Source organism: Spirosoma litoris, assembly GCF_054776755.1.
Genome location: NZ_BAAHBI010000061.1, coordinates 74,632 through 96,731, shown reverse-complemented (window position 1 = coordinate 96,731; position 22,100 = coordinate 74,632). Strand labels below are relative to the sequence as shown.

Annotated in this window: 23 protein-coding genes and 1 tRNA gene; 14 read left to right on the top strand and 10 right to left on the bottom strand. The window is 45.4% G+C overall.

The window, feature by feature from the left end:
• The first annotated feature begins 30 nt into the window (after positions 1-30).
• Both ACYVGR_RS31235 and ACYVGR_RS31230 read left to right on the top strand, forming a co-directional pair.
• A complete protein-coding gene (locus tag ACYVGR_RS31235; RefSeq protein ID WP_460963888.1) occupies positions 31-246 on the top strand; it encodes a hypothetical protein in 216 nt (71 codons plus the stop codon).
• Between the two features lie 264 nt (positions 247-510).
• Positions 511-981: a hypothetical protein gene (locus ACYVGR_RS31230; RefSeq protein ID WP_460963887.1), complete on the top strand. Its 471-nt coding sequence runs from the start codon at positions 511-513 to the stop codon at positions 979-981.
• A gap of 58 nt (positions 982-1,039) precedes the next feature.
• Here ACYVGR_RS31230 and tig read toward each other — a convergent pair whose 3' ends face one another.
• A complete protein-coding gene (gene tig, locus ACYVGR_RS31225) occupies positions 1,040-2,389 on the bottom strand; it encodes a trigger factor (protein WP_460963886.1) in 1,350 nt (449 codons plus the stop codon).
• A gap of 106 nt (positions 2,390-2,495) precedes the next feature.
• Positions 2,496-2,577, bottom strand: a tRNA-Leu gene (locus tag ACYVGR_RS31220).
• A 240-nt stretch (positions 2,578-2,817) separates the two neighbouring features.
• On the opposite strand from ACYVGR_RS31220, the gene ACYVGR_RS31215 reads away from it, so the two are divergent.
• From ACYVGR_RS31215 to ACYVGR_RS31185, 7 genes are all read left to right on the top strand, one after another.
• Positions 2,818-5,088, top strand: a complete 2,271-nt coding sequence (locus ACYVGR_RS31215; RefSeq protein ID WP_460963885.1) for a RelA/SpoT family protein — start codon at positions 2,818-2,820, stop codon at positions 5,086-5,088.
• Positions 5,089-5,185: 97 nt separating this feature from the next.
• Positions 5,186-5,695: a Fur family transcriptional regulator gene (locus ACYVGR_RS31210; protein ID WP_182463797.1), complete on the top strand. Its 510-nt coding sequence runs from the start codon at positions 5,186-5,188 to the stop codon at positions 5,693-5,695.
• 56 nt (positions 5,696-5,751) lie between these two features.
• Positions 5,752-5,952 (top strand): hypothetical protein, encoded by a 201-nt coding sequence (locus ACYVGR_RS31205; RefSeq protein ID WP_460963884.1) that lies wholly within the window; start codon positions 5,752-5,754, stop codon positions 5,950-5,952.
• Positions 5,939-6,337, top strand: a complete 399-nt coding sequence (locus ACYVGR_RS31200) for an HNH endonuclease (protein ID WP_460963883.1) — start codon at positions 5,939-5,941, stop codon at positions 6,335-6,337. Before ACYVGR_RS31205 ends, ACYVGR_RS31200 begins: the two co-directional genes overlap by 14 nt.
• A gap of 11 nt (positions 6,338-6,348) precedes the next feature.
• The gene (locus ACYVGR_RS31195) at positions 6,349-7,635 is read left to right on the top strand and encodes an adenylosuccinate synthase (RefSeq protein ID WP_460963882.1); all 1,287 of its coding nucleotides are present in this window, start codon (positions 6,349-6,351) and stop codon (positions 7,633-7,635) included.
• Between the two features lie 143 nt (positions 7,636-7,778).
• Positions 7,779-7,997, top strand: coding sequence for a YgaP family membrane protein (locus ACYVGR_RS31190; RefSeq protein ID WP_460963881.1), 219 nt, complete (start codon positions 7,779-7,781; stop codon positions 7,995-7,997).
• Between the two features lie 102 nt (positions 7,998-8,099).
• Entirely contained in the window at positions 8,100-8,825 is a 726-nt protein-coding gene (locus ACYVGR_RS31185; RefSeq protein ID WP_460963880.1) for a hypothetical protein, read from the top strand.
• A gap of 24 nt (positions 8,826-8,849) precedes the next feature.
• Here ACYVGR_RS31185 and ACYVGR_RS31180 read toward each other — a convergent pair whose 3' ends face one another.
• From ACYVGR_RS31180 to ACYVGR_RS31150, 7 genes are all read right to left on the bottom strand, one after another.
• On the bottom strand, positions 8,850-10,199 hold the full coding sequence (locus ACYVGR_RS31180) for a dihydrolipoyl dehydrogenase family protein (RefSeq protein WP_460963879.1): 1,350 nt from the start codon (positions 10,197-10,199) through the stop codon (positions 8,850-8,852).
• A 222-nt stretch (positions 10,200-10,421) separates the two neighbouring features.
• Positions 10,422-10,589 carry a hypothetical protein gene (locus tag ACYVGR_RS31175; protein WP_460963878.1) on the bottom strand — a complete coding sequence of 56 codons (168 nt, stop codon included), beginning with the start codon at positions 10,587-10,589 and terminating at the stop codon, positions 10,422-10,424.
• An 18-nt stretch (positions 10,590-10,607) separates the two neighbouring features.
• Positions 10,608-11,054, bottom strand: coding sequence for a DUF6934 family protein (locus tag ACYVGR_RS31170; RefSeq protein WP_460963877.1), 447 nt, complete (start codon positions 11,052-11,054; stop codon positions 10,608-10,610).
• Between the two features lie 104 nt (positions 11,055-11,158).
• Positions 11,159-12,790 carry an ABC-F family ATP-binding cassette domain-containing protein gene (locus ACYVGR_RS31165; protein WP_460963876.1) on the bottom strand — a complete coding sequence of 544 codons (1,632 nt, stop codon included), beginning with the start codon at positions 12,788-12,790 and terminating at the stop codon, positions 11,159-11,161.
• Between the two features lie 155 nt (positions 12,791-12,945).
• The gene (locus ACYVGR_RS31160) at positions 12,946-13,899 is read right to left on the bottom strand and encodes a formylglycine-generating enzyme family protein (protein ID WP_460963875.1); all 954 of its coding nucleotides are present in this window, start codon (positions 13,897-13,899) and stop codon (positions 12,946-12,948) included.
• Between the two features lie 292 nt (positions 13,900-14,191).
• A complete protein-coding gene (locus tag ACYVGR_RS31155; protein WP_460963874.1) occupies positions 14,192-15,772 on the bottom strand; it encodes a sulfatase family protein in 1,581 nt (526 codons plus the stop codon).
• Positions 15,773-15,915: 143 nt separating this feature from the next.
• The gene (locus tag ACYVGR_RS31150; RefSeq protein ID WP_460963873.1) at positions 15,916-16,845 is read right to left on the bottom strand and encodes an EamA/RhaT family transporter; all 930 of its coding nucleotides are present in this window, start codon (positions 16,843-16,845) and stop codon (positions 15,916-15,918) included.
• A gap of 94 nt (positions 16,846-16,939) precedes the next feature.
• Here ACYVGR_RS31150 and ACYVGR_RS31145 point away from each other — a divergent pair, with 94 nt between their 5' ends.
• From ACYVGR_RS31145 to ACYVGR_RS31125, 5 genes are all read left to right on the top strand, one after another.
• On the top strand, positions 16,940-17,611 hold the full coding sequence (locus ACYVGR_RS31145; protein ID WP_460963872.1) for an outer membrane beta-barrel protein: 672 nt from the start codon (positions 16,940-16,942) through the stop codon (positions 17,609-17,611).
• Positions 17,612-17,691: 80 nt separating this feature from the next.
• On the top strand, positions 17,692-18,573 hold the full coding sequence (locus ACYVGR_RS31140) for an Rpn family recombination-promoting nuclease/putative transposase (RefSeq protein ID WP_460963871.1): 882 nt from the start codon (positions 17,692-17,694) through the stop codon (positions 18,571-18,573).
• A gap of 295 nt (positions 18,574-18,868) precedes the next feature.
• Positions 18,869-19,294 (top strand): UPF0158 family protein, encoded by a 426-nt coding sequence (locus ACYVGR_RS31135; RefSeq protein WP_460963870.1) that lies wholly within the window; start codon positions 18,869-18,871, stop codon positions 19,292-19,294.
• A 105-nt stretch (positions 19,295-19,399) separates the two neighbouring features.
• Positions 19,400-20,152, top strand: a complete 753-nt coding sequence (locus ACYVGR_RS31130) for a helix-turn-helix domain-containing protein (RefSeq protein WP_460963869.1) — start codon at positions 19,400-19,402, stop codon at positions 20,150-20,152.
• Positions 20,153-20,180: 28 nt separating this feature from the next.
• The gene (locus tag ACYVGR_RS31125; RefSeq protein ID WP_460963868.1) at positions 20,181-21,323 is read left to right on the top strand and encodes an FAD-dependent oxidoreductase; all 1,143 of its coding nucleotides are present in this window, start codon (positions 20,181-20,183) and stop codon (positions 21,321-21,323) included.
• Positions 21,324-21,338: 15 nt separating this feature from the next.
• Here the strand turns inward: ACYVGR_RS31125 and ACYVGR_RS31120 are convergent, their stop codons facing one another.
• A complete protein-coding gene (locus ACYVGR_RS31120; RefSeq protein ID WP_460963867.1) occupies positions 21,339-22,079 on the bottom strand; it encodes an EcsC family protein in 741 nt (246 codons plus the stop codon).
• Positions 22,080-22,100 lie beyond the last annotated feature (21 nt).

Genomic DNA, 22,100 nt, shown 5'->3' with positions numbered 1-22,100 from the left:
TATGCGGCTGTGCGATTACCCAAGCCTGTCATGACAATTATCTTTAATTACCTCTTTACCCAAATCGGCGATGGCTTTATAACCCGCGTTCCGATCCGTATTCAGCGGGGAGCATTGCTGAAGAAAGGCGTCAGTCTGGATGCCCTTAATTTAAATGGCGTCGATCTTCATCAATGGGTAGGCAAGAGCTTAGAAGTTGATATTCAGGAGGGAATCCATACGATTAATGGCTTGACAGACCGATAAATAGTTGAGTAGATCAATTTCCTTCACCCTATCTCATCCAATACACGCTTACATAAACCCTGCTTATAGCAGCAAAAAATGATACAAAAATTCATTGCTCAACTCGTCAGGATGGTCCAGCAAATTGGCTTTGGTGCGCTATCCGACCGGACGTTTCGCCCGGTGATTGTTCAGTCTCAACGGCCGGATAAGTCAATTAGAACAGGGCTTATACACGACAGGCACAGATAAAAGCCTATTCTTTTTGCAAAACCCTATCTAGTTATGTTATACACCTCTGATCAAATTAAGCAACGCTTAAATCGAGTACATCAATTGTTAAAGTCTCCCTTATTTGACCCAAAATCACTTGACGATAGTTTCTGGAAAGTAGTCTTCGCCGAGCTAATCATGGTCAGCGACGAATTGTTGCGTCAATCGTCGGAGCTAGGGCACCGCATTGATTTTTACGAGGGTGTCGGCGTTACGGGCAAGATCCAGGATATCACCTCACTAGTCGAATGGATGCGGGGACGCTTGCCTAAGTCAGTTGGCGATTTGGCGAGTCAATTGGCTACTCAACGCTTAAATCGCTATTTTGATCAGGGAACAGGCTATTTCGCCAATGGTTATTTTTTCACCGGCGAATTCGATGGCGAACTTGCTTTTTACATCGATGATCAACGAATTTATTTAAATCGTCAATTGGGTCGGGCTATTGAGGAAGCCGAGCAATTTTTAGTACATCTTAATTAAAAATAAAACAGCCCGATCTAAAATCGATCGGGCTGTTTTATTTAGTTCAGGAAATCGATTAACGATTTTCTACCAGGGCTTTGAATTCATCAACTGTGATATCCTGCGAGGCAGTTGTCAGTTGAGTTTTAGCATAACCAATTACTTTATCATCAAACACCCGGTTGAAGGTGCTGGTGTAATTCTGACCGTTGTTCTTCTCATCCATCAGGTAGTTACGAGCAATACGGTCGATGGTTTTGTTCATTTCTTCGTCTTCACTACCTGCAAAACCAAACTGCTCACGTACCATCTGACGAGTTGCATTCAATACTTCTTCGAAGTCAACTTTAATGTCAGCTTTATCAGCAATTTTGTTTTTGATGAGCTGCAGTTTAACCGACTTCGTGAAGTCGTCGTATTGCTCGTCAATTTGCTCTGGTGTAAACTTACCTTCGTTTACTTCCATCAACCAGTTTTTCAGGAACTCGTCGGGCAATAAAATCGGGGTGTTGTCAATCAACATTTTCTCAATGTCCAACCGCAACAGTTGCTCCGACTCACGCCCGTAGTTGCTCTTAATGATTTCAGCTACTTTCGTCCGGAACTGCTCTTCATTTTCAACAGCACCTACGCCAAGTACTTTATCAAAGAACTCCTGATTCAGCGCGGCAGGCTCATGCCGGGTGATGTCGTCAATGGCAAATGTGAACTCACCGGTCAGATCAGCGGCTTCTTCTTTTTTCACGCCGGTAGCATTGGCGCGGGCTTTTTCATCTGGGAATGCCTGTTCCAATACGAACGTAACCACATCCCCTTTTTTCTTGCCAACAAACTCGCCTTTAGCCTCTTCGGCCATCTGGTTCATTGGGAAAGCTGTTTTGGCTGTAAACTCACCACCGCTAATTTGCTTTAATTCGCCATAGATGGTGTCGCCTTCGCCCACTTCTTCGCCATGTGCATGGGCATGAAAACGCTCCTGCAACTCGGCAATCGTTGAATCTACTTCTGCTTCACCAGCCTGAATTTCATACTGGTTTACAGTTGGCAGATCACTAAAATCAATATCGAATTCTGAGGCAAGGCCCAGCGTATAGCTAAATGCGAAATCGGTTTGACTATCCCAATCGATCGCATCGGCGGAATCACGATCTGGAACAGGATCACCTACAACCTGCAGTTTATTTTCGCGGATATAGTCACTAACGGTTTTGCTCAGCATCGCGTTGATCTCATCGACCAAAATGCTTTTACCGTACATTTTCTGAACCAGCGAAGCTGGAACGTGGCCAGGACGGAAGCCCTTAAGCTGAACTTTACGGCCGTAATCTTTTAACTTTTTATCTACTTCTGGCTTATAGTCAGCTGGGGTCAGGGTAATTTTCAGCGAAGCATTAGTGTCGCTTGCTTTTTCGAGCGTAATATCCACGTTTGTGTCGGTTTAAAATGAAAGAGCGAAAGAGTGAAAAAGCGAAAGAGTGAATTGTTACAGACAACGCTCTTTCGCTCTTTCACTCTTTCGCTTTTAAACTTTGTACGGGCGGAGGGACTCGAACCCCCATGCCTTGCGGCACCAGATCCTAAGTCTGGCACGTCTACCAATTTCGCCACGCCCGCAGGTAGCCGTCAATGAATAATGTAGAATGAATAATATAGTACGCGTAACCGCCCTTATTCATCATGCATCTTACATTATGCATCGGTTTGGGACTGCAAAAGTACGAAAAGATTTTAACTCTCCAAGAAAAATTACAGAAGGTTTTATTTTTAGCTAATCTTCGCTCATTTTTCGTTTATTATTTTGTTATCTTGGTAGTAGAGTACAACTGAAGGGCAAGGCCCACCAAAGACACCCCTATGATGAATGCAGTCGAACGTCAATCTGATACCGAGCCCGTAATTGATTTAGAGCTGGAACGGCAGGAAATCCTGAAACGCTACCGGCGATTGCTGCGGGCGGCCAAGCCAATGCTCAAGGGAGATGACGCTAAACTGATTAAGAAGGCGTTTAACACCTCGGCAGAGGCTCACAAAAACATGCGTCGCCGGTCGGGAGAACCTTATATTTATCACCCACTGGCCGTTGCACAAATCGCTGTTGAAGAAATTGGTCTCGGAACGACGAGTATAGTAGCCGCCCTCCTCCATGATGTTGTTGAAGATACGGATACAACAATTGCCGACATTGACCGGGCCTTTGGCCCCAAAGTGGCCCGAATTATTGACGGCCTGACCAAGATCTCGGGCTTTTTTGAGTACGGCTCCTCACAACAGGCAGAGAATTTCCGGAAAATGTTGCTGACACTGTCAGATGACGTTCGGGTGATTCTGATTAAGCTCGCCGACCGGCTTCATAACATGCGAACGCTGGACTCGATGCCCCGCGATAAGCAGTTGAAGATTGCCTCCGAGACGATTTATATCTATGCTCCGCTGGCGCACCGGTTAGGATTATATACGATTAAATCAGAATTGGAAGATCTTTATCTAAAGCACGTAGAGCCGGAAGCCTATAAAGATATTGCCAAGAAACTACGAGAAACCCGACTCGCCCGCGATCGATTTATTGGTCGATTTATTGAGCCCATTGAGAAAGACCTCGCCGAAACAGGGATCAAATACATCATTAAAGGTCGCCCGAAATCGATTTACTCGATCTGGACCAAGTTGAACAAATCGAAAAAACCGTTCGAGGAAATTTACGATTTGTTTGCCGTTCGGATTATCCTGGATGTACCGCCCGACGAGGAAAAAGCAGCTTGCTGGCGTGCCTATTCTATCGTTACAGACCACTATAAACCTAACCCCGATCGGTTAAAAGACTGGATCAGTACCCCTCGCACCAACGGCTATGAATCGCTTCATACAACCGTTATGAGTAAGCTGGGGCAGTGGGTAGAAGTACAGATTCGTACGGAGCGGATGAACGAAATTGCGGAAAAAGGCTACGCGGCTCACTGGAAATATAAAGGTAACGATACGCAGACCGGCGCCGGGATTGAAGCCTGGATTAGCCAGGTTCGCGATATGATCGAGTCGGCGGGTAGTGGCGACAAAAAGGCTGCCATCGAGTTTGTCGACGATTTTAGGAGCAACCTATATAGCGAAGAGGTCTTCGTCTTTACCCCTAAAGGCGATCTTCAGGTGTTACAACGGGGCGCAACGGCCCTCGATTTTGCCTTCGATATCCATACCCAGATTGGAGCACGGTGCATGGCGGCTAAAGTCAACAATACGCTTGTGCCCCTAAGTTACGTCCTGCAAAATGGCGATCAGGTTGAAGTCATTACCTCGAACCGGCAAAAGCCCAACGAAGACTGGTTACGCTTTGTCGTCACCTCGAAGGCGAAGACGAAGATTAAAGACTTAATCAAGGAAGAAAATAAGCGTTACGTGACCGATGGCCGAGAACTGGTCAACAAGAAGTTGCGCTTACTTCGGATCGAGATGACCAATGAAATCATCAATCAGTTGCGGGCCTATTTTGGTTCTAAAACAACGGATGATTTCTTCTATCGGGTTGGTAAAGGTCACATTGATGTTGGCGAACTCAAGAAGTTCAAAGCCGATAAAGAAGCCAAGGAAAATCGCACCAATAAGCTCAATACCGATGCCCTTCCCGACGCAAAGGCGTTTGTAAAAGAACTCAAGAAAATTCACGGCGAGCGGGCTGATGCCGACATGCTCCTCATTGGCGAGGACATGGATAAGATCGACTATACGCTCTCGAAATGTTGTAACCCGATTTCAGGCGATGACGTTTTTGGCTTCGTAACGATCAACGAAGGCATTAAAATTCACCGGGTTACCTGCCCTAATGCCGTCGAATTGATGTCGAATCACGGAAACCGGATTATCAAGGCGAAGTGGACTTCCCAGAAAGAACTGGCTTTTTTGGCTGGCCTTCGAATTACGGGCACCGACCGGGTAGGCTTAATTAACGATGTCACTCGCGTTATCAGCAACGAGCTGCACATTAATATGCGCTCTGTAGCGATTGATTCGAAGGATGGGATTTTTGAAGGCAATATTCGGCTCTACGTCCACGATACAAGTCACCTCGAAATTCTGATGCGCAAACTAGAGCGCGTTCAGGGTGTCTTTGAAGTCGTTCGCTTCGACTCTTAATGTGTTTCTGGTTCAAGGTTTCATGTTTATCGAATAGAACATGAAACCTTGAACCAAACTTACTTACATTTGCACTTTCACCTAATCGGAACCGGATATGCCTGCGCCGACACAAACGAATTTAGAGGCTGCCCAGATGATTTTCAGGGCTTATCTCGAACGAAAGGGCCTTAGAAAAACGCCCGAACGTTTTGCTATTCTGGAAGAGATTTACAATCGCAAAGACCACTTCGATGTAGACGAATTGTATATCTCCATGAAGAATAAGAAGTACCGGGTTAGCCGGGCCACCGTCTACAATACCCTCGACGTACTCGTTGACTGTGATTTAGTCATTAAGCACCAGTTTGGTCGAAACCTGGCGCAATATGAAAAATCGTACGGTTTCCGTCAGCACGACCACTTGATTTGCACCGACTGCCATAAAGTAATGGAATTCTGCGACCCACGTGTGCAGAATATCCAGAACATGGTTGGCGATATGCTGAAATTCAATGTGATGCACCACTCACTGATCTTTTATGGTTCCTGCGCCCGCGATTTCTGCGAGAACAAAAAGGATATTCCAAACGAGACACAGGAGGTTGCTGTAGCCATGGAAGAGTAAATGAGTACTACCAACTGTTAAATAAGATGAATCCATATTCAACATTGGTCGACTTCATGCTGACACATATAAAGCCAGAAGATATTCTTCAGTTTAGGGCTTCAGAAGATATGCATGACTATTTTTATCTGCTACTGGATAAAGAAAAAAATGGTACGGCTACCCAAGAGGAAATAGGATTAATCAACGATATTATGAATGTAGAGCATATTATGCGATTAGCCAAAGCGAAGGCAAAGCAATATGCCCACCAATAACGTACCCGTTTCGGCAACGGTACGTAAACGCGTTGCTCAACAAGCATCATACACTTGTGAATATTGTCTCGCTCAAGATGAGGGTTCATTCATTGGATTTGAAGTAGATCATATAATCAGTCGCAAACACAATGGTTCAAATGTAGAAAGCAATCTGGCATACGCTTGCCCGGACTGCAATCGAAATAAAGGAACTGACATTGCATCCATTAACTGGAATACACAGGAAATTGTGCGCTTTTTCAATCCTAGAACTGATATTTGGGCCGAGCATTTTAGGTTATCGAGTGGGTTTATTGAGCCACTAACAGTAATAGGAAAAGTGACCGTTGATATTTTTAAGTTCAACGACAAGGTTAGACTACTTGACAGGGGTCTTTTTTAATTTATTCAAGAATGATCGATGTTTTATTAGGCCTCCAGTGGGGCGACGAAGGAAAAGGTAAAATTGTGGACGTACTGGCTCCACAGTACCAGGTGGTAGCCCGGTTTCAGGGTGGTCCTAATGCGGGCCATACGCTTGAATTCAATGGCTTAAAGCATGTGTTACACCAAATTCCATCTGGTATTTTTCGCGACGATATACTCAATATTATCGGGAATGGCGTAGTGCTTGATCCGATTGTATTTAAAAAAGAAATCGACGGACTGGCGAAGTTCAACCTATCCTTAACCCAGAATCTGCAAATTTCCCGCAAAGCCTCCATCATTATCCCAACGCACCGACTCCTTGACGCTGCTTATGAACAGGCAAAAGGTGAGTCGAAAATTGGATCGACGCTACGAGGTATTGGCCCAACGTATCAGGATAAAGTTGCTCGACTGGGTTTACGGGTTGGCGATGTTGAATCACCAAACTTTCGCGCCAAATACGACAAGCTGGTAGCGATTCATAAAGTCATTCTGGATCAAAACAATTTCGATTATTCGTCGGTATTGCCACAGGCGGAAGCCGAGTTCTTTGGTGCTGTGGAGTTCATGAAGGGCTTCCAACTGAGCGATAGCGAATATGCGGTAAACGATGCGATACAAAGCGGCAAGAAAATTCTGGCCGAAGGCGCTCAGGGTTCTTTGCTTGATATTGACTTCGGCTCTTACCCATTCGTAACCTCATCGAGCACGATGACTGCCGGAGCTTGTACAGGCCTGGGCGTGGCGCCCCGGCAGATTGGCGAAGTATTCGGTATTTTCAAAGCCTATTGTACCCGCGTTGGTAGTGGCCCCTTCCCTACTGAACTTTCTGACGAAACAGGCGAACGCATTCGGGCAGAAGGTCGCGAGTTTGGCGCAACTACGGGTCGTCCTCGCCGTTGCGGCTGGCTCGATTTGCCCGCTCTGAAGTATGCGATTATGATTAATGGCGTGACTCAACTAGTGATGATGAAAGTCGATGTGCTCAACATCTTCGACGAAATCAAGGTGTGTACGCACTATGAATTGCCTGACGGGACTACGACCGAACAGATGCCCTATGATCTTTGCGATACGGCGGTAACTCCTATCTACAAATCATTTAAAGGCTGGCAGACCGACCTGACGAACATGCGCTCTTTCGAGGAAGTGCCTGCTGAGTTGGCAGACTATGTGTATTTCCTGGAAGATGTGTTAGGCTTACCGATCAATTTCATCTCGACAAGCCCTGACCGTGAAGCCATTATCCATCGGCGCGCCGTGATTGCTTAACTGATATACATTAACTATACACAAAAAATGCCCTCGTATACACGAGGGCATTTTTTGTTGAAATAATCTGATAATCACATCCTTATATTGTGTTTATATAATTTTTTAATTACTTTCACTTTCCTCTGTAACTATCTTAACTTATGCTATTCAAAAAAAATATCAGTTTTGTGGACCAAATTGTGCGGGCCATACTCATTGTAGATTTGCTAGCACCTTGTTTGTTAGGGCTTTTGTCTGAGATTGTTTCTTACCTGTTCATTAGCTTTTCGATAGTCCTTCTTATTAGCTGTGTAACGCGTTATTGTTGGATTTACGATTTATTCAACATTTCAACCAGCAAACAAGAGATCAATTATTGAATAGTTAACTAGCATTGAGCTGAAGTCGCCCCTGTTCATAAACAAGCAGGGGCGACTTTTTTGCGTATTTTTGACCAACCGAATCAGGGGTGTCTCCAAATTATGTCCGCCAAGAATTTTTATCAAACTCTTTATCAAAACGATTCGCTCTTTAAACTCCCCGGCGAATCTTGGGATACATCGACCGTTTTACAGCCGAATTCGGTTGATACAGTTCTCCCTGTATCACCGGATGGAAAAGAGCCCCTTGATTTATTAGCCGAGTTGGATACGTTGTCCGCAGAGACATTGCTGGTTCAAGTGGACTCAAAAGTGATTATCCCTGTACCAGCGGAATCCATTGCTCCTCCAATTGTTGTGCAACCTGAACCTGTTGTTTTAATTCATACGCCAGAACCATTGCCTCAACCAGCCCCACGACCGACAACTCCTTCAGTACTGCTCCCTACTCAGAAACCTCGACTACCACAGCTCAACCATAAAGTTCTTTTATTGGCCGATGAAGAGTTAGACCCCAGCAACTTATTATTTCTGGAGAAAATTTTAAAAGCTGTCAATCTGAACATCGAAGGAGTCGATTTACTCAACCTGCATGGCGTGCGAGATATGGACTTCCCCGAACTATTGCGCGGCAAATACATCAATCACTTCATTACGTTTGGAGTACCCTTTGAGCGAATAAACCTCGATATTATGATGGATCGCTATTCGCCTGTTCGGTTCGAAGGCATTACGTTCCTGATGGCAGACTCGTTGCCCACGATAGAAGCGGATCAAAACTTAAAGAAACGACTCTGGGGGGCTCTTCAGCGGGTATTCCCTCGCTAAGAGCCAACTATCAACAACAATGTATTATTCCGGCAGCATCGAATTCAAATCAGACCCATGCGTGGGGTAAGCTAATAACGTACCAGCGAGGTCTTTTGCCGAAATGCCATGCTTCATGGCGAGTGTGAACAGGTTAATGAGATCATCGCTGCCCGAGCCAAGTAAATGCGCTCCTAGTAGTTGACCCGTATCCGCATCAACAAGCGTTTTGACCCCTGTATATGGTTCGTTAATACGTCGGCTAACATACCAGTCGGTCGTTTCCTGAAATAGCACCTTTACGTTTCGCCCCTGCTCCTTGGCTTGCTCTTCCGTTAACCCAACAGACGCCAGCGTCGGTACAGTGAAAACAGCCGATGGAATTGGCGCGTCATCATAGGTACATCGATTGCCCGTTAGGATATTATCAGCAACAATCTTCCCTTCATAAGATGCCAGGGGCGTTAAGGGCGGTCCTTTATCTGATGCATCTCCACAGACATAAACTGCAGGATTTGACTCACTTTGCAGGTATTTGTTGACGGTCACCCCTTTCTCATTCACATCAACATGCGCCTTCTCCAGCGCCAGTTCGGCAACATCGGCTACACGGCCAGCTCCATGAACCGCTAATTGCGTCGAGATCGAATGAATTTTCCTACTCTGTCGATAACTAACGGTAAGATTACCCTCTTTGCCTTTTACTGATGTTACGCTTGCTTCCAGAATGATCTTAATGCCGATCGCTTCCATAGCCTTTATTAAAAGCTTCACTAAATCGGTATCAAAAGCTTCTAGTGGGCGTTTGCCCTGATGAAGAATCGTCACTTTCGCGCCAGCACGAGCGGCAATATGCGCAAATTCAAAAGCAATGTAGCCGCCCCCAATCATCACGATTTTCTTTGGAAGCTGGGCCAGCTCCATAAAGCCAGTGCTATTTGTGAGCAACTCTTCTCCAGGAATGTTAAGTATTTTAGGGCGTTGGCCAGTTGCAATAACTATGTGGGTAGCTCGTAGCTCATTTTCCCCTACGCGGATCGTATTTGTTGATAAGAATGTAGCCGCCCCATGAAAGGAAATAATACCCTCATCCGCGAACTGTTTCTCGGTTCGATCTGGTATTGGTTCTGTAAATGTTTTTTTGAATTGAATCAGGTCTGGCCAGTTAATAGCAGCCTTGGCCTTGATTCCTTTTCCAACCAACTGTTCTGAACGGGCAATAACTTCGGCCGCTCCTACCAGCACTTTTTTAGGATCGCATCCACGTTGCGAACAGGTGCCTCCAAAAGGTAATTTATCGATAATGCCCACCGTTTTACCCGCCTGGCGAACAGCCTCAGCCACCGTTTTACCCGCCGATCCTGTACCAATAACAATAACATCAAAAGACTGCATAGAATAGTGTCTGGTAGTTTTTAGGATATAACTAGCAAACACAGGGTAATGGCTAAAAAGAAAACGGGGAATCTGGCAGATTTACCAGATTCCCCGTTTCAAAAGGTTCTATACATTAATTAAACTATCACAGCATACTCTTTACATACGCATCAATGATCGCTCGTTAGCAAGTATTAGTACATCAACTTGTGGGAGATATCAATAGACATAATTTAGACCTCAGTCTTCGATTTTTGAAGAAAATGTGGCAGGGTCTAATTTAGTACCTTTAAGCAGATTTTTGATTCGCTCAATTTTATGTGGAAAGAGAGGCTTATCGCCATATCGTTCATCTATTGTGGGATCAATAGTGAACTTCCCCTCGATTTTTCCTTTTAAATTCTTCATAGCCATCCGATTGTTTACTTAACTGGATTTACGAATTATAAACGCAATGTATTGTTTGCCAGTTTCAATATCAACTTCAATACCTTCCTGACTCCATCCCGAAATTAGTAGCTTTCCTGAAAATTCGTTATAAAATTGTGATACTATACGATTGTAAAGTAATGCTCTACGCGAGTCGCTTCCCATAAAGATTACAGTTTCTTTTGGATATTCCTCCAAGAATTGGACTAATGTTAATGCTACAGTTTTAATAACTTTTCGGCCATCTCCATTATCTGAAATTACCTCATCGTCAATTTTATTACGAATTGGATCAAAATCACCAAAACCAAGGTTCCAAAGATTAAGACCGTCCAGATAAGAGTACTCTACAATTTTCCGAATATGTCCTTTCCGACCTACGCTAATAAATTCGTAGCGCGACTTATTTTTAGAAACAGCAACATCATAACTTGGGTAATTCATGCAAAGCAATCTATCTGTCAGGCAAACATAGCTTAAATAAACAAAAAATGGGAGATTGACTATTTTAAAATAGTCAATCTCCCATTTTTTGTTTATTATTTCTACTACGCTACTGCTGCGTACAACTCTTCACGTTGTGCCTTTACTCGATCGTCAGAGATGAATTCGTCGTAGGTCATCAACTTGTCGAGGATACCAGCTGGGGTGATTTCGATGATACGCGTTGCAATCGTCTGTACAAACTGGTGATCGTGTGAGGTGAACAGAATCGGTCCTTTGAAGTCAATCAGGCCATTGTTCAACGATTCAATCGATTCGAGGTCAAGGTGGTTGGTAGGCTCATCGAGCATCAGAACGTTAGCGCCCGACAACATCATTTTCGATAGCATACACCGCACTTTTTCGCCCCCACTCAACACCGTAGCTTTCTTCAGCGACTCTTCACCCGAAAACAACATCCGTCCCAGGAAGCCTCGAATAAAGCTTTCATCTTTTTCAACCGAATACTGTCGTAACCAGTCAACTAAGTTGAGATCGGTCTGGAAGAATTTTTCTTTTTCAGCATCAGTCGGGAAATACGACATGGTGATGGTAATTCCCCAACGGAATGTACCCGAATCGGCTTTGCGTTCGCCAGCCAGAATATCCAATAAAGCCGAAACAGCCAGCCCATCGCGGCTATAAAGGAAAATCTTATCGCCCCGATTCATGGTAAACGATAGATTTTCAAACAGCTTCGTGCCGTCTTCAGAGGTATAGGTCAGATTGTCAACTGTCAGAATCTGATCGCCAGGTTCACGTTCGGGCTTGAAGTTTACGTACGGATATTTCCGTGATGAGGGCTGAATATCCTCTAGCGTGAGTTTTTCAAGCAATTTAGCCCGGCTGGTAGCCTGTTTCGATTTCGACGCGTTGGCCGAGAATCGCCGGATAAACTCTTCCAGTTCTTTCCGCTTATCCTCCGTTTTCTTGTTCTGATCCTGCCGTTGTTTCAGCGCCAGTTGACTCGATTCATACCAGAATGAGTAATTACCCGCAAACAGCTTCACTTTGCTGAAGTCAACGTCCACGATTTGTGTACAGACCTGATCCAGGAAGTGCCGGTCGTGGGAAACCACGATAACGGTGTTATTGAAATTAGCCAGGAAGTTTTCGAGCCAGATAACCGATTCGACGTCGAGGTTGTTGGTCGGCTCGTCAAGCAGCAGTACGTCCGGATTACCAAATAGTGCCTGCGCTAACAGTACCCGTACTTTTTCGGAGCCATTCAGATCGCTCATGAGCGAGTAGTGTACGTCTTCTTTAATGCCCAGTCCCGATAATAAAGTGGCCGCGTCTGATTCAGCATCCCAACCATTCATCTCAGCAAATTCCGATTCGAGTTCAGCCGCTTTTTCGCCGTCGGCGTCGGTAAACTCTTCTTTAGCATACAGGATGTCTTTCTCCTGCATAATGTCATACAGGCGTTTGTTTCCCATAATGACCGTTTGCAGAACTGGAAACTCATCGTAGGCCGACTGGTTCTGGTTCAGCACCGACATACGTTCGCCGGGAGTCATGGTTACTGAGCCCGTTTGCGGCTCAATTTCACCCGACAGAATTTTCAATAGCGTTGATTTACCAGCTCCATTAGCGCCGATAACACCGAAGCAGTTACCGGGTGTAAATTTTATAGTTACGTCGTCGAAAAGAACTCGCTTACCGTAGCGAAGTGAGACGTTTTGTACCGATAGCATGTCGTGGTTTTTCGTTCAGATTGAACCACAAAGATACTAAATTTTAGTGGGATTTAGGCAGATACGATGGAACGCAGATTACTAGGATGGTTATGATCTAAAACGATTTTTATCTGTGTAAATCATAATCATCTTAGTAATCTGCGTTCCATCTTTTATTTATCCCGAACACAGCGAAAGCCAAGGTTATTACTTCCGCTGCTTACTTCGCCTTTGCCCCGGCTACCTGCTTTGTACCGAATACAGTACTCATCGCTACATAAGAACGAGCCGCCCCGTTGTACACGCTTCACGGCACCGGGTTCATCGGGATCGTAACTGTCGGTTGGGCCTTGTGGATTATTAGTAACCAATTTTGTGTAGTAATCGGGTCGATAAAAATCCTGACACCACTCCCAGACATTACCGTCCATATCGTACAGCCCATATGGATTTGCGGGGAATGATTTCACGGGGGCGACACCCACAAAACCATCTTCGGTTGTGTTATGATCGGGGAAACTGCCCTGGTAAATATTGGCAACCCATTTACCAGCCGGTTTCAATTCATTTCCCCAATAGTACGTATGATTTCCTTTTCCACCCTGAGCGGCAAACTCCCACTCGGCTTCGGTTGGTAAGCGTTTTCCAGCCCACTTCGCATAAGCAAGCGCATCGTCATAACTTACATGAACGACGGGCTCGTTTTCATGCCCTTTGATCGAGCTATTAGCTCCCTTGGGATGTTGCCAACTAGCTCCTTTCACGTATTCCCACCACTGTAACGGATTCGTGAGTGATACTTTTTGAGCTGTTGGCTTAAATACTGCCGAACCAGGTACTAATTGCTCAACGGGCACATTAGGATAATCTGCCGGATTCAATGGCCGTTCGGCGATGGTTTTGTAACCCGTTGCCGCTACAAATTTGGCAAATTCAGCGTTGGTCACTTCGTGTTCATCCATCCAGAAACCTTTCACGTTTACGGAATGGACGGGCCGCGCATCCACAAACTCATCAGCACCCATTAGAAACGTCCCACCCGGAATCAGAACCATCCCTTCCGTAGTTCCAGTGCCCGATTCAGATCCGGAAGCAGCGTTCCGAATAGCTGCCGATCGCGATGGCATTCCCTTCGCAATACAGGCAGCGGCAGAATCGGCGGATGCCTTTGCCTGTTCTTCGGTTGATTTGCTAGACGTTTGGCAGCTGGTTAAGCTAAGTCCGAATAGGCAAGCGGAGAGGAGGAATCTACCCCACGGCAGCGGCCGACCGCCCAACTTCTCCCCTGAAAACAAGGGAGGGACTAAGTAAAAGGATACTCTAGTCCTATTTCCTAAAGTTAGGATTGATAAAGCTAGTGCCCCTTTTCTCCCCTCTCCTGAAAACAGGAGAGGGGCCGGGGGCGAGGTTATTTTTTCACTAGTTACTTTCCAAAATCTTAAGCGCTTCTTCATCCTTATACTTCAGAATCTCCTTCTTTAGTTTTCCTTTCAAATCAGCCGTAATCGCTTCATAACCTTTTGAATCGTACAAATTATGCAGATTGTGCGGGTCTTTTTTAATGTCATACAATTCCCAGAAATCTTTCGGTCCGTAAAACCGAGCCAATGTATACTGTTCGGTTCGAATGCCGAAATGCGGAGATACGTGGTGCGGCTGCGGGAACTCGTAATAATGATAATACGCTTCTTTTCGCCAATTCGTCTTTTCTCCTTTCAATAACGGCAAAAACGATTCACCCTGAATATACTTTGGAATAGTTGTACCCGTCAGGTTGAGTAACGTGGGCGCCCAGTCGATATTAGAAACCAGTTGGTTGATGTGCGTATGGGGTTTGATCACGCCTGGATACCGAATCACAAAAGGCGTTCTCAGGGATTCTTCGTAAATCCAGCGTTTATCGAACCAGCCGTGCTCACCCATGTAAAAGCCCTGATCGGATGCGTACACCACCACCGTATTTTTAGCCAGACCTGTTTTATCCAGATAAGCGAGCAACTCCCCAATATTCCGATCCAGCGAATTGGCAACTGACAGATAATCTTTCAGATAGCGCTGATATTTCCATTCGACCAATGCCTTGCCAGTTAGCTTCTTCGCATCAAACTCCTGACTGATTTTATCATAATAGGCCTGAAAAGGCTTACGTTGTTCGGGGGTAAACCGATTGTAAGTACCACTTTTCTCGTAGTCGATATGCACTTTCAGGTCTTCTTGCAGGCGCATGGTTTTATCAATCGTCATGTCCTGATCCTGAGCGGCTAAACGCCCTTTGTAATCATCGTAAAAGGTCGACGGTAACGGGAATGTTTTGTTATCATAAGCACCCAGATCGGGAATATCGGGCAGCCATTCGCGGTGGGTGGCTTTGTGTCCGACAACCAGAAAAAACGGTTTCGACTCATCGCGCTGCTTCAGCCAGTCGAGCGAAAGCTTAGTAATCACGTTGGTCACGTAACCCGGATACCGAACCGTCTCGTTTTTCGAATTCACAAAGTCTGAGTTGTAATAATGCCCGTGCCCTGGCAGTACATTCAGGTAATCGAATCCATGAGGAAGTGCCCCCAGGTGCATTTTCCCAACCCAGGCCGTCTGGTACCCATTTTTCTGCAATTCTTCCGGAAATACCGACTGCCGAACGTCAAATACTTTCTCGTTGAGTTTATAGCCATTCACGTGACTAAATTGTCCAGTCAACAGCGTAGCTCGGCTGGGTCCGCAAATCGAATTGGTGACGATGTTGGTATGCAGAATGGCACCTTCATTCGCGATCCGGTCAATGTTCGGTGTTTTAGCCAGCTTGCTCCCATAAGCGCTGATGGCCTGATGCGTATGATCATCCGAGAAAATAAAGATAATGTTGGGCCGGACGGCATTCGGACGAGCAAGGGGCGGTGGTGACGAAGGTGTCTCCAGCTTTTTTATCGAATACGCCGAGAGCGTTATGAAGGCTACTGCCAGAAGTAAGCCAGCTAGTAAATAGAAACGATTTGTTCTCATGTGTTTAAACGCAAAGGATGCGCAAAGATCTTTATTCTCTCCGCGCATTGGTAAGCACTAGCAACTTTGTTTTTACTTCCGTAAACGTTGATTCCGGTTCAGACGGGTCGGTAATCAAGCCGCTTCCTGGGGCGAAACGCCCGCTATATAAGTGCTGTTAGTTCCTGCCACGAGATCAGCCCAATTGCCAGAATGGCCAAAGCCAAACCAATTTTATTCGCAGTCGAAAGTTGCTCTTTAAAAAACAGGGCAGCCATCAGTGCAGCCACCAGAATAACGCCAATGTTATAAAGCGGATACACAAAAGCGCCGTTGCTACCAAAAGCCGACAACGCCAACAACAGGGTATAGAAGCTCAGAAAATTGGGTACGCCGAGCGTTACAGCGCCAATCAGACTCTTGACTTGAATTTTTTCTTTCCCTTGAATGATCCGTACAACTAGCATCAGCAATCCAGCTACAATAGCTCCCAGTACCATCGTCAGTGTTACCTGAATGGTTTTATCAGCAGAAGGAATGTAACGGATGTTCATGTAATTGATCATCGTATTGGTTGCTCCATAAAACAAAAACACAGCAACCGGCAACAATACATTGGCTCCCAACCGGCGCGATGTGGATTTAGTTGATGAATCTGCTTCAACAGTCGGCGGTTCCTTTTTATAGGTACTCAGTCCTACCGCAACAACGGCCAGAATCAGCCCCAGATAATTTAAGAGATCAAAAGTTTTACCGCCCGTCTGGAAAACGAAAAGGCTAAAACAGACCGGAATAACTAACGACAGGTTATTGGCTAACGATGTAGCCGTAATACCCATCCGCTGTGTAGACGCCCCCGACAGCAGAAAGGTCAAAATAAAACCCACGCCTAGTCCGAACGCCAGCCAGGTCCAGGTTTGTGAAAAATCGATGGCGAACGATTGGCCCGCGGGTAGCAACAACAGGCCCGTCAGAAAGCAAACGGGATAATTGAATACAATTGCCTGAAACGTATTGACTTCGTAACGAGGAAATATCCGAAAATTCAATAGCAACAGTACCGAAAGCAGGATACTAAGACCTAAAAAGAGCATGAGTACAAACGTGGGCTGGTAATTTTGGGGCGAAGTTAACTGCTCGATTCGGTTTGTTGGCGTATCTTTCCGTTACTCAACTGGCCGTTTTTTCATGAACTTGCGTTTACGTTTTCTAGTTGCTGTCCTGCTTTTTCCGGCTGCGCTTGCCTGGAGTCAGCCGACATTATCGATTGCACCTACACTGTCGCCAACGTTTTCCCACACTGTTTATAATTACCGCTATTTCTATCCTGAAAGTGATGGACAAATTGTAGAGCCGGTTTATATAAGTGGCAGTCGGTGGTCGACCGGTTTCTCGGCGGGCCTATCAATTTTGTATAATTACACTCCTGGCTGGTCGGTATCATCAGGCATCTGGTTCCAACAACAGAGCCTTCGGCAGGCGCGTCAAGCCATAGCAGGGCCCGGAACTGTGACAGTACATAACCGGGTGATTCGCTTTCCGCTTTTACTGAACTACTATTCGTCGACTCAGCGCTTATCTCCGTATTTTTCGCTTGGTGTCTTTGTTGATTTGCCAATTACCTCCCAAGTGGTTGTCCGACGAGGAGATGAACCAACGCAATATCTGCGACTTTTATCGTCGCCCCGCCCAATTTTCAATGGACTGCTCGGTGCCGGTGCCCGCTATAAAGTAAATAATCGCTACACGCTCATGGCACAACCTACCTGGACGTATAAGTTTGGTCAATTGGGTGGTGCTACTACCAATGATTCGGCTTTTGAGCTTAGTTTAATAACGCAATTGGCTTATACGTTTTAGTCAGGGATTCAAGGTCCAGTATTCGTGCGACAGGGAAACGCTTTAATAAGGGTTTTGACTCTTTCCAATAACTTTATTATATGGACTTGTACAATGACAACGAGCGATTCATTTCGATTCTTTCCGATTACGGCTTCAAAGTGACCTTTGGTAACGAGTCCGACACGCGATTCTTACGCAAGGCTTTACAGGCTCTGATTCAATCGCCCGTAGCAATTGCCAAAGTAGAGTTTATTGAAAGCGAGATTCCTGGCTTGACCAAAGACAGCCGTAGCGGAGTATATGACATAGCTTGTGTGGATGAAAAGGGTAATCAGTTTATCGTTGAAATGCAGTTGAGCAAGTACCCAGACCTCATTCAACGAATGAAATTCTACTCATTTTACCGATTAAATACGTTAATTCGGAAAGGGAAATATCGATTTGAAGGATTGCCGAGAATATACTGCATCGGCATTTTAGCGGTAAATATATTTCCACATATCACTGACTATCATAACGTTGCCATTCTGAAAAACGAAAAGAACGAACTGATTGACGACCAGACTACGTCTATAACCATAGAATTAGCTAAATTCAGGAAGCGTTTAGCCAGCGTTCAAACTGATTTGGACAAACTCATTTACACCATGAAGACGGTACACAAAGCTACTAAACCCAAGCAATTCCCACAGTTCTGGAATGAGGAATGGCTAGAAGCGGCTATCAAGGAATTGGACACACGGGCCATGACCCCGGAGAAACGGATGGCTTATGAAATGACCATTTCGGCCAATGCCCTAGCTGTTGAAAATGAAAATAGAAAGATTCAAGAGGCAGAAAAGCGTGCCAGAGAAACCGAGAAAGCTGAGACCGTTAGAAATGCACTGCAAATGGGACTGACTACGAACCAGGCAGCTAAACTGGCGGGAGTTTCGATTGAGTTTGTTTTTGAGATTCAAGAGAAGTTATCTAACGATTAAGCTCCCTTGCAACAGGAAGGACGACTCGAAGTCAAAGTTTTTAGACCAGTTGGTATGGACACCATCACATGTAATTGTTAGGTGTTTCAAAGAAGCGGAAAGTACATGTTTTCGGTCGACATGAAACGGGTCTTTTGGGGCGTTCCTATCCAGCTCCTACAGATATAAGAAACGCCCCATCTGGCTGCTTTACACGATCATATTGGGCTTGGCTGCGACACAAAAACGCCCCCGATTACAGCTCGATAGCAGATAACCGGATTTTAAATACTTAGTCAATTGAAGGAGAATTACTGTGCTTAGACCAGATAAACAACAAATTGAGGAAATTGCCGAGCAGTTAGACTGCGGCCTTCGTGCCTTTTGCCATAAGGAATCCGGTCAACTGGTCTTTATCATTGACAGCTCGAAGTTTCCAACCGCCGACTGGGAAGAAGAGGAACAGCAGGCCCAAGACGAGATAGAGACCAACCGGGAAGACTATCTGGAGATTGAAGCAATGGGTTCCAGGGAGTCGTATCAGGTGATGGTCGATTTTGCCAATCAACTGACCAATGTTCGTTTACAAGAGAAGCTGTTTCGAGCATTGGACAGACGCGGGCCGTTCCGGGAGTTCAAATATGAGATTGACAACTCGGGCGATTATCGGGCGGAGTGGTTTGCCTTCAAGAATCAACGGTATATCGATTGGGTCAGTCGGCAGTTAGCGGTTGATGAGTAAGGATAATTGTTCGGGTGCAGGATACTGTTCTTCATGACTGTTGCTGGTATTATCAGGCAGCCCATTAACCTTATCGACTGCATTACTTAAAATTTCTGGACTTTAGTGGCAGACCTCAGCTACCAACTCATCCAACCCGATCCGGTGCTTTCCGATTTTGTGGAAAGTTTCTGGATGCTTGCCAATCCCACTGATGTCGAAAAGGAAGTAATTGTTCTACCAGATGGTCGGTTCGATATTTTTTTCTCGTATTCAGCTAATGAGCCTTTCCATGTCACCATTGCTGGCTTAGCTAGTGAGCCTTCTCAAGGCACCATTGCTCCCGAATCCGTCATTTTTGCGATCAGTTTTAAATTACTGGCAATCGATTATCTCCTCGATACAACTATTTCGTCGCTGGTAAATAAGGTCGACTATTTACCGAACGACTTTTGGGGAATTACTAAAGACGATTTGCGTGATTTTAGCAGTTTTTGCGCCAAAATCTCCAACAGGATGATTGGCCAGCTAAAAGGCAATGTAGACGAGCGAAAACGAAATTTATTTGACCTGATATATAGCTCAGAAGGGGCTTTATCTGTCCAAGAACTTTCCGAATCCGTTCATTGGAATAGCCGTCAGATCAATCGATACTTTAGCCAGCGGTTTGGCCTTTCGCTGAAAACCTTTTGTACTATTTTACGCTACAAATCGTCGTTCACTCAAATTAAAGAAGGGAAGCTTTTTCCCGAGCACTATTTCACTGATCAGGCTCATTTTATTAAAGAGGTCAAGAAGTTTTCGGGGGTTACGCCAAAGGAACTCACCAAGAACAAAAACGACCGATTTATACAATTTTCAACATTGCCCCGAAAGTAGTTTTGCGTCACAATAAACGATTTCAGCTATGTTGATTACGAATAAACAAATAGCCATTGTGGGCGGAGGCCCCGGTGGATTGACGCTCGCTCGCCTGTTACAACAGCGTGGCGCCAATGTAAAGGTCTACGAACGGGATGTAAATAAAGATGTTCGGGTACAGGGGGCAACTCTTGATCTTCACGATGACTCAGGACTACTGGCACTTCAGGAAGCTGATTTGATGGATGCCTTCAATGCTAATTTCCGCCCAGGAGCCGACAAAATTCGCATCGTCGATAAACACGCAACGATCCTCTACGATGACGATACAACGGAAAACCACCAAACATCCCGGCCAGAAATCGACCGAGGGCCTCTAAGAAAAATTCTGCTGGAATCCTTACAGCCAGATACGGTTGTGTGGGATAGGTACCTCCTTTCGCTATCGCCTGTTGGTGATGGTTGGAAGCTTGATTTTCAAAACGGTACGTCCGCCCTTGCCGACATTGTTATTGCCGCCGACGGAGCCAATTCCAAAATACGTCCACTTATTACCCCTATCAAGCCTTTTTATTCAGGCGTTACCGTTGTTGAAGGCAAAGTCTATGACTCTGCAATCACAGTTCCGGGTGTTCATAAGCTTTTAAACGGAGGCAAAATATTTGCCATTAGCGACGAAAAAACATTGATTGTCAGTTCTAAAGGAGATGGAAGCCTTGTATTTTATACCGGCAGCAAAACCGATGAGAATTGGGCTCGCACGAGTGGCATCAATTTCAATGATAACGCACAGGTGTTGGCCTGGTTTCAACGGGAGTTTGCAGGCTGGGATAGTAGTTGGTTCGAACTATTCGAAAAAGCAGACGCTCCGTTCATACCCCGCCCACAGTATTGTATGCCCTTAGATCAGCATTGGAATACGCTACCGAATCTAACCATGTTGGGCGATGCCGCTCACCTGATGCCCCCTTATGCAGGCGAAGGCGTCAATATGGCTATGCTCGATGCATTAGAATTGAGCAAGTGTCTGACCATCAGTAAATTTCTGGATGTGCAAACAGCCATTGCCGAGTATGAAAAACAGATGTTGGTTAGATTTGCTCAAATTGGCGGAATCACATTAGAGCAAACGGCCTCTTTGCACTCCCAAAATGGGCTTTCCAACATGCTCAGTATGTTTGATGAATAAAGTTCTGATGAGACATCACCCTTGCAACAACGCCGGATTCTCAGCCAGTAGCCGCATTCGGTAGGCATTCATGGCGGTTCGGCCCAGCTGGTTAACGAGTCGATAGTTGACCACTACCCCAACCGCAGCCCCGATACCGGGAATCAATTGCGCCATTTTTGCCAGATCAATATAATCACGATACTCCTGCTGAAATGTTAGCCAATCGAATTGATTAATATCTTCCGGTAGTTGTCGACTATGTTCGGGCCAGTTGGCTACATACTCATAAATCACTTGCCGACGTTCCTGGCTCGAAAAAGCCAACTGAAAAATATACAGAATAAACACCCGTTCGCGGTAATCACTCACAGAAAATCCATACAAACTGGCGATCTCAAACAGCATTTTCATTTTCAGACCCAACAATATCGGAAAATCGGCCATGCTTAGCCAAAAGCCCCCAGCGCCTGTAACACCCCCTTCGGCAGCGCTGGTTTTCCGATAAAAATCAATTCGTCTGGCTACTGCCGAATCGCGCTGAGCCAGTGTTTCACCAAGCACAGGAGTACGCGTAAGAAACTCCGCCCCAAACAAAACGGCGCGCGTCATTTGCTTGATCGTGGCCGTAATAATAGCATGTACACGATTGGGAATGATGCGATTAATCCGATGTTGAAGCGATGTAGAGAGCTTACCAAAAGTTGATGGTGGCTTTTGCATAGCCTGCTGCCAGCGCGTCAATTCATTTCGAACAGCTTGTTCGTAAGCGGTCATACGATAATTTTTTTAGAGAAA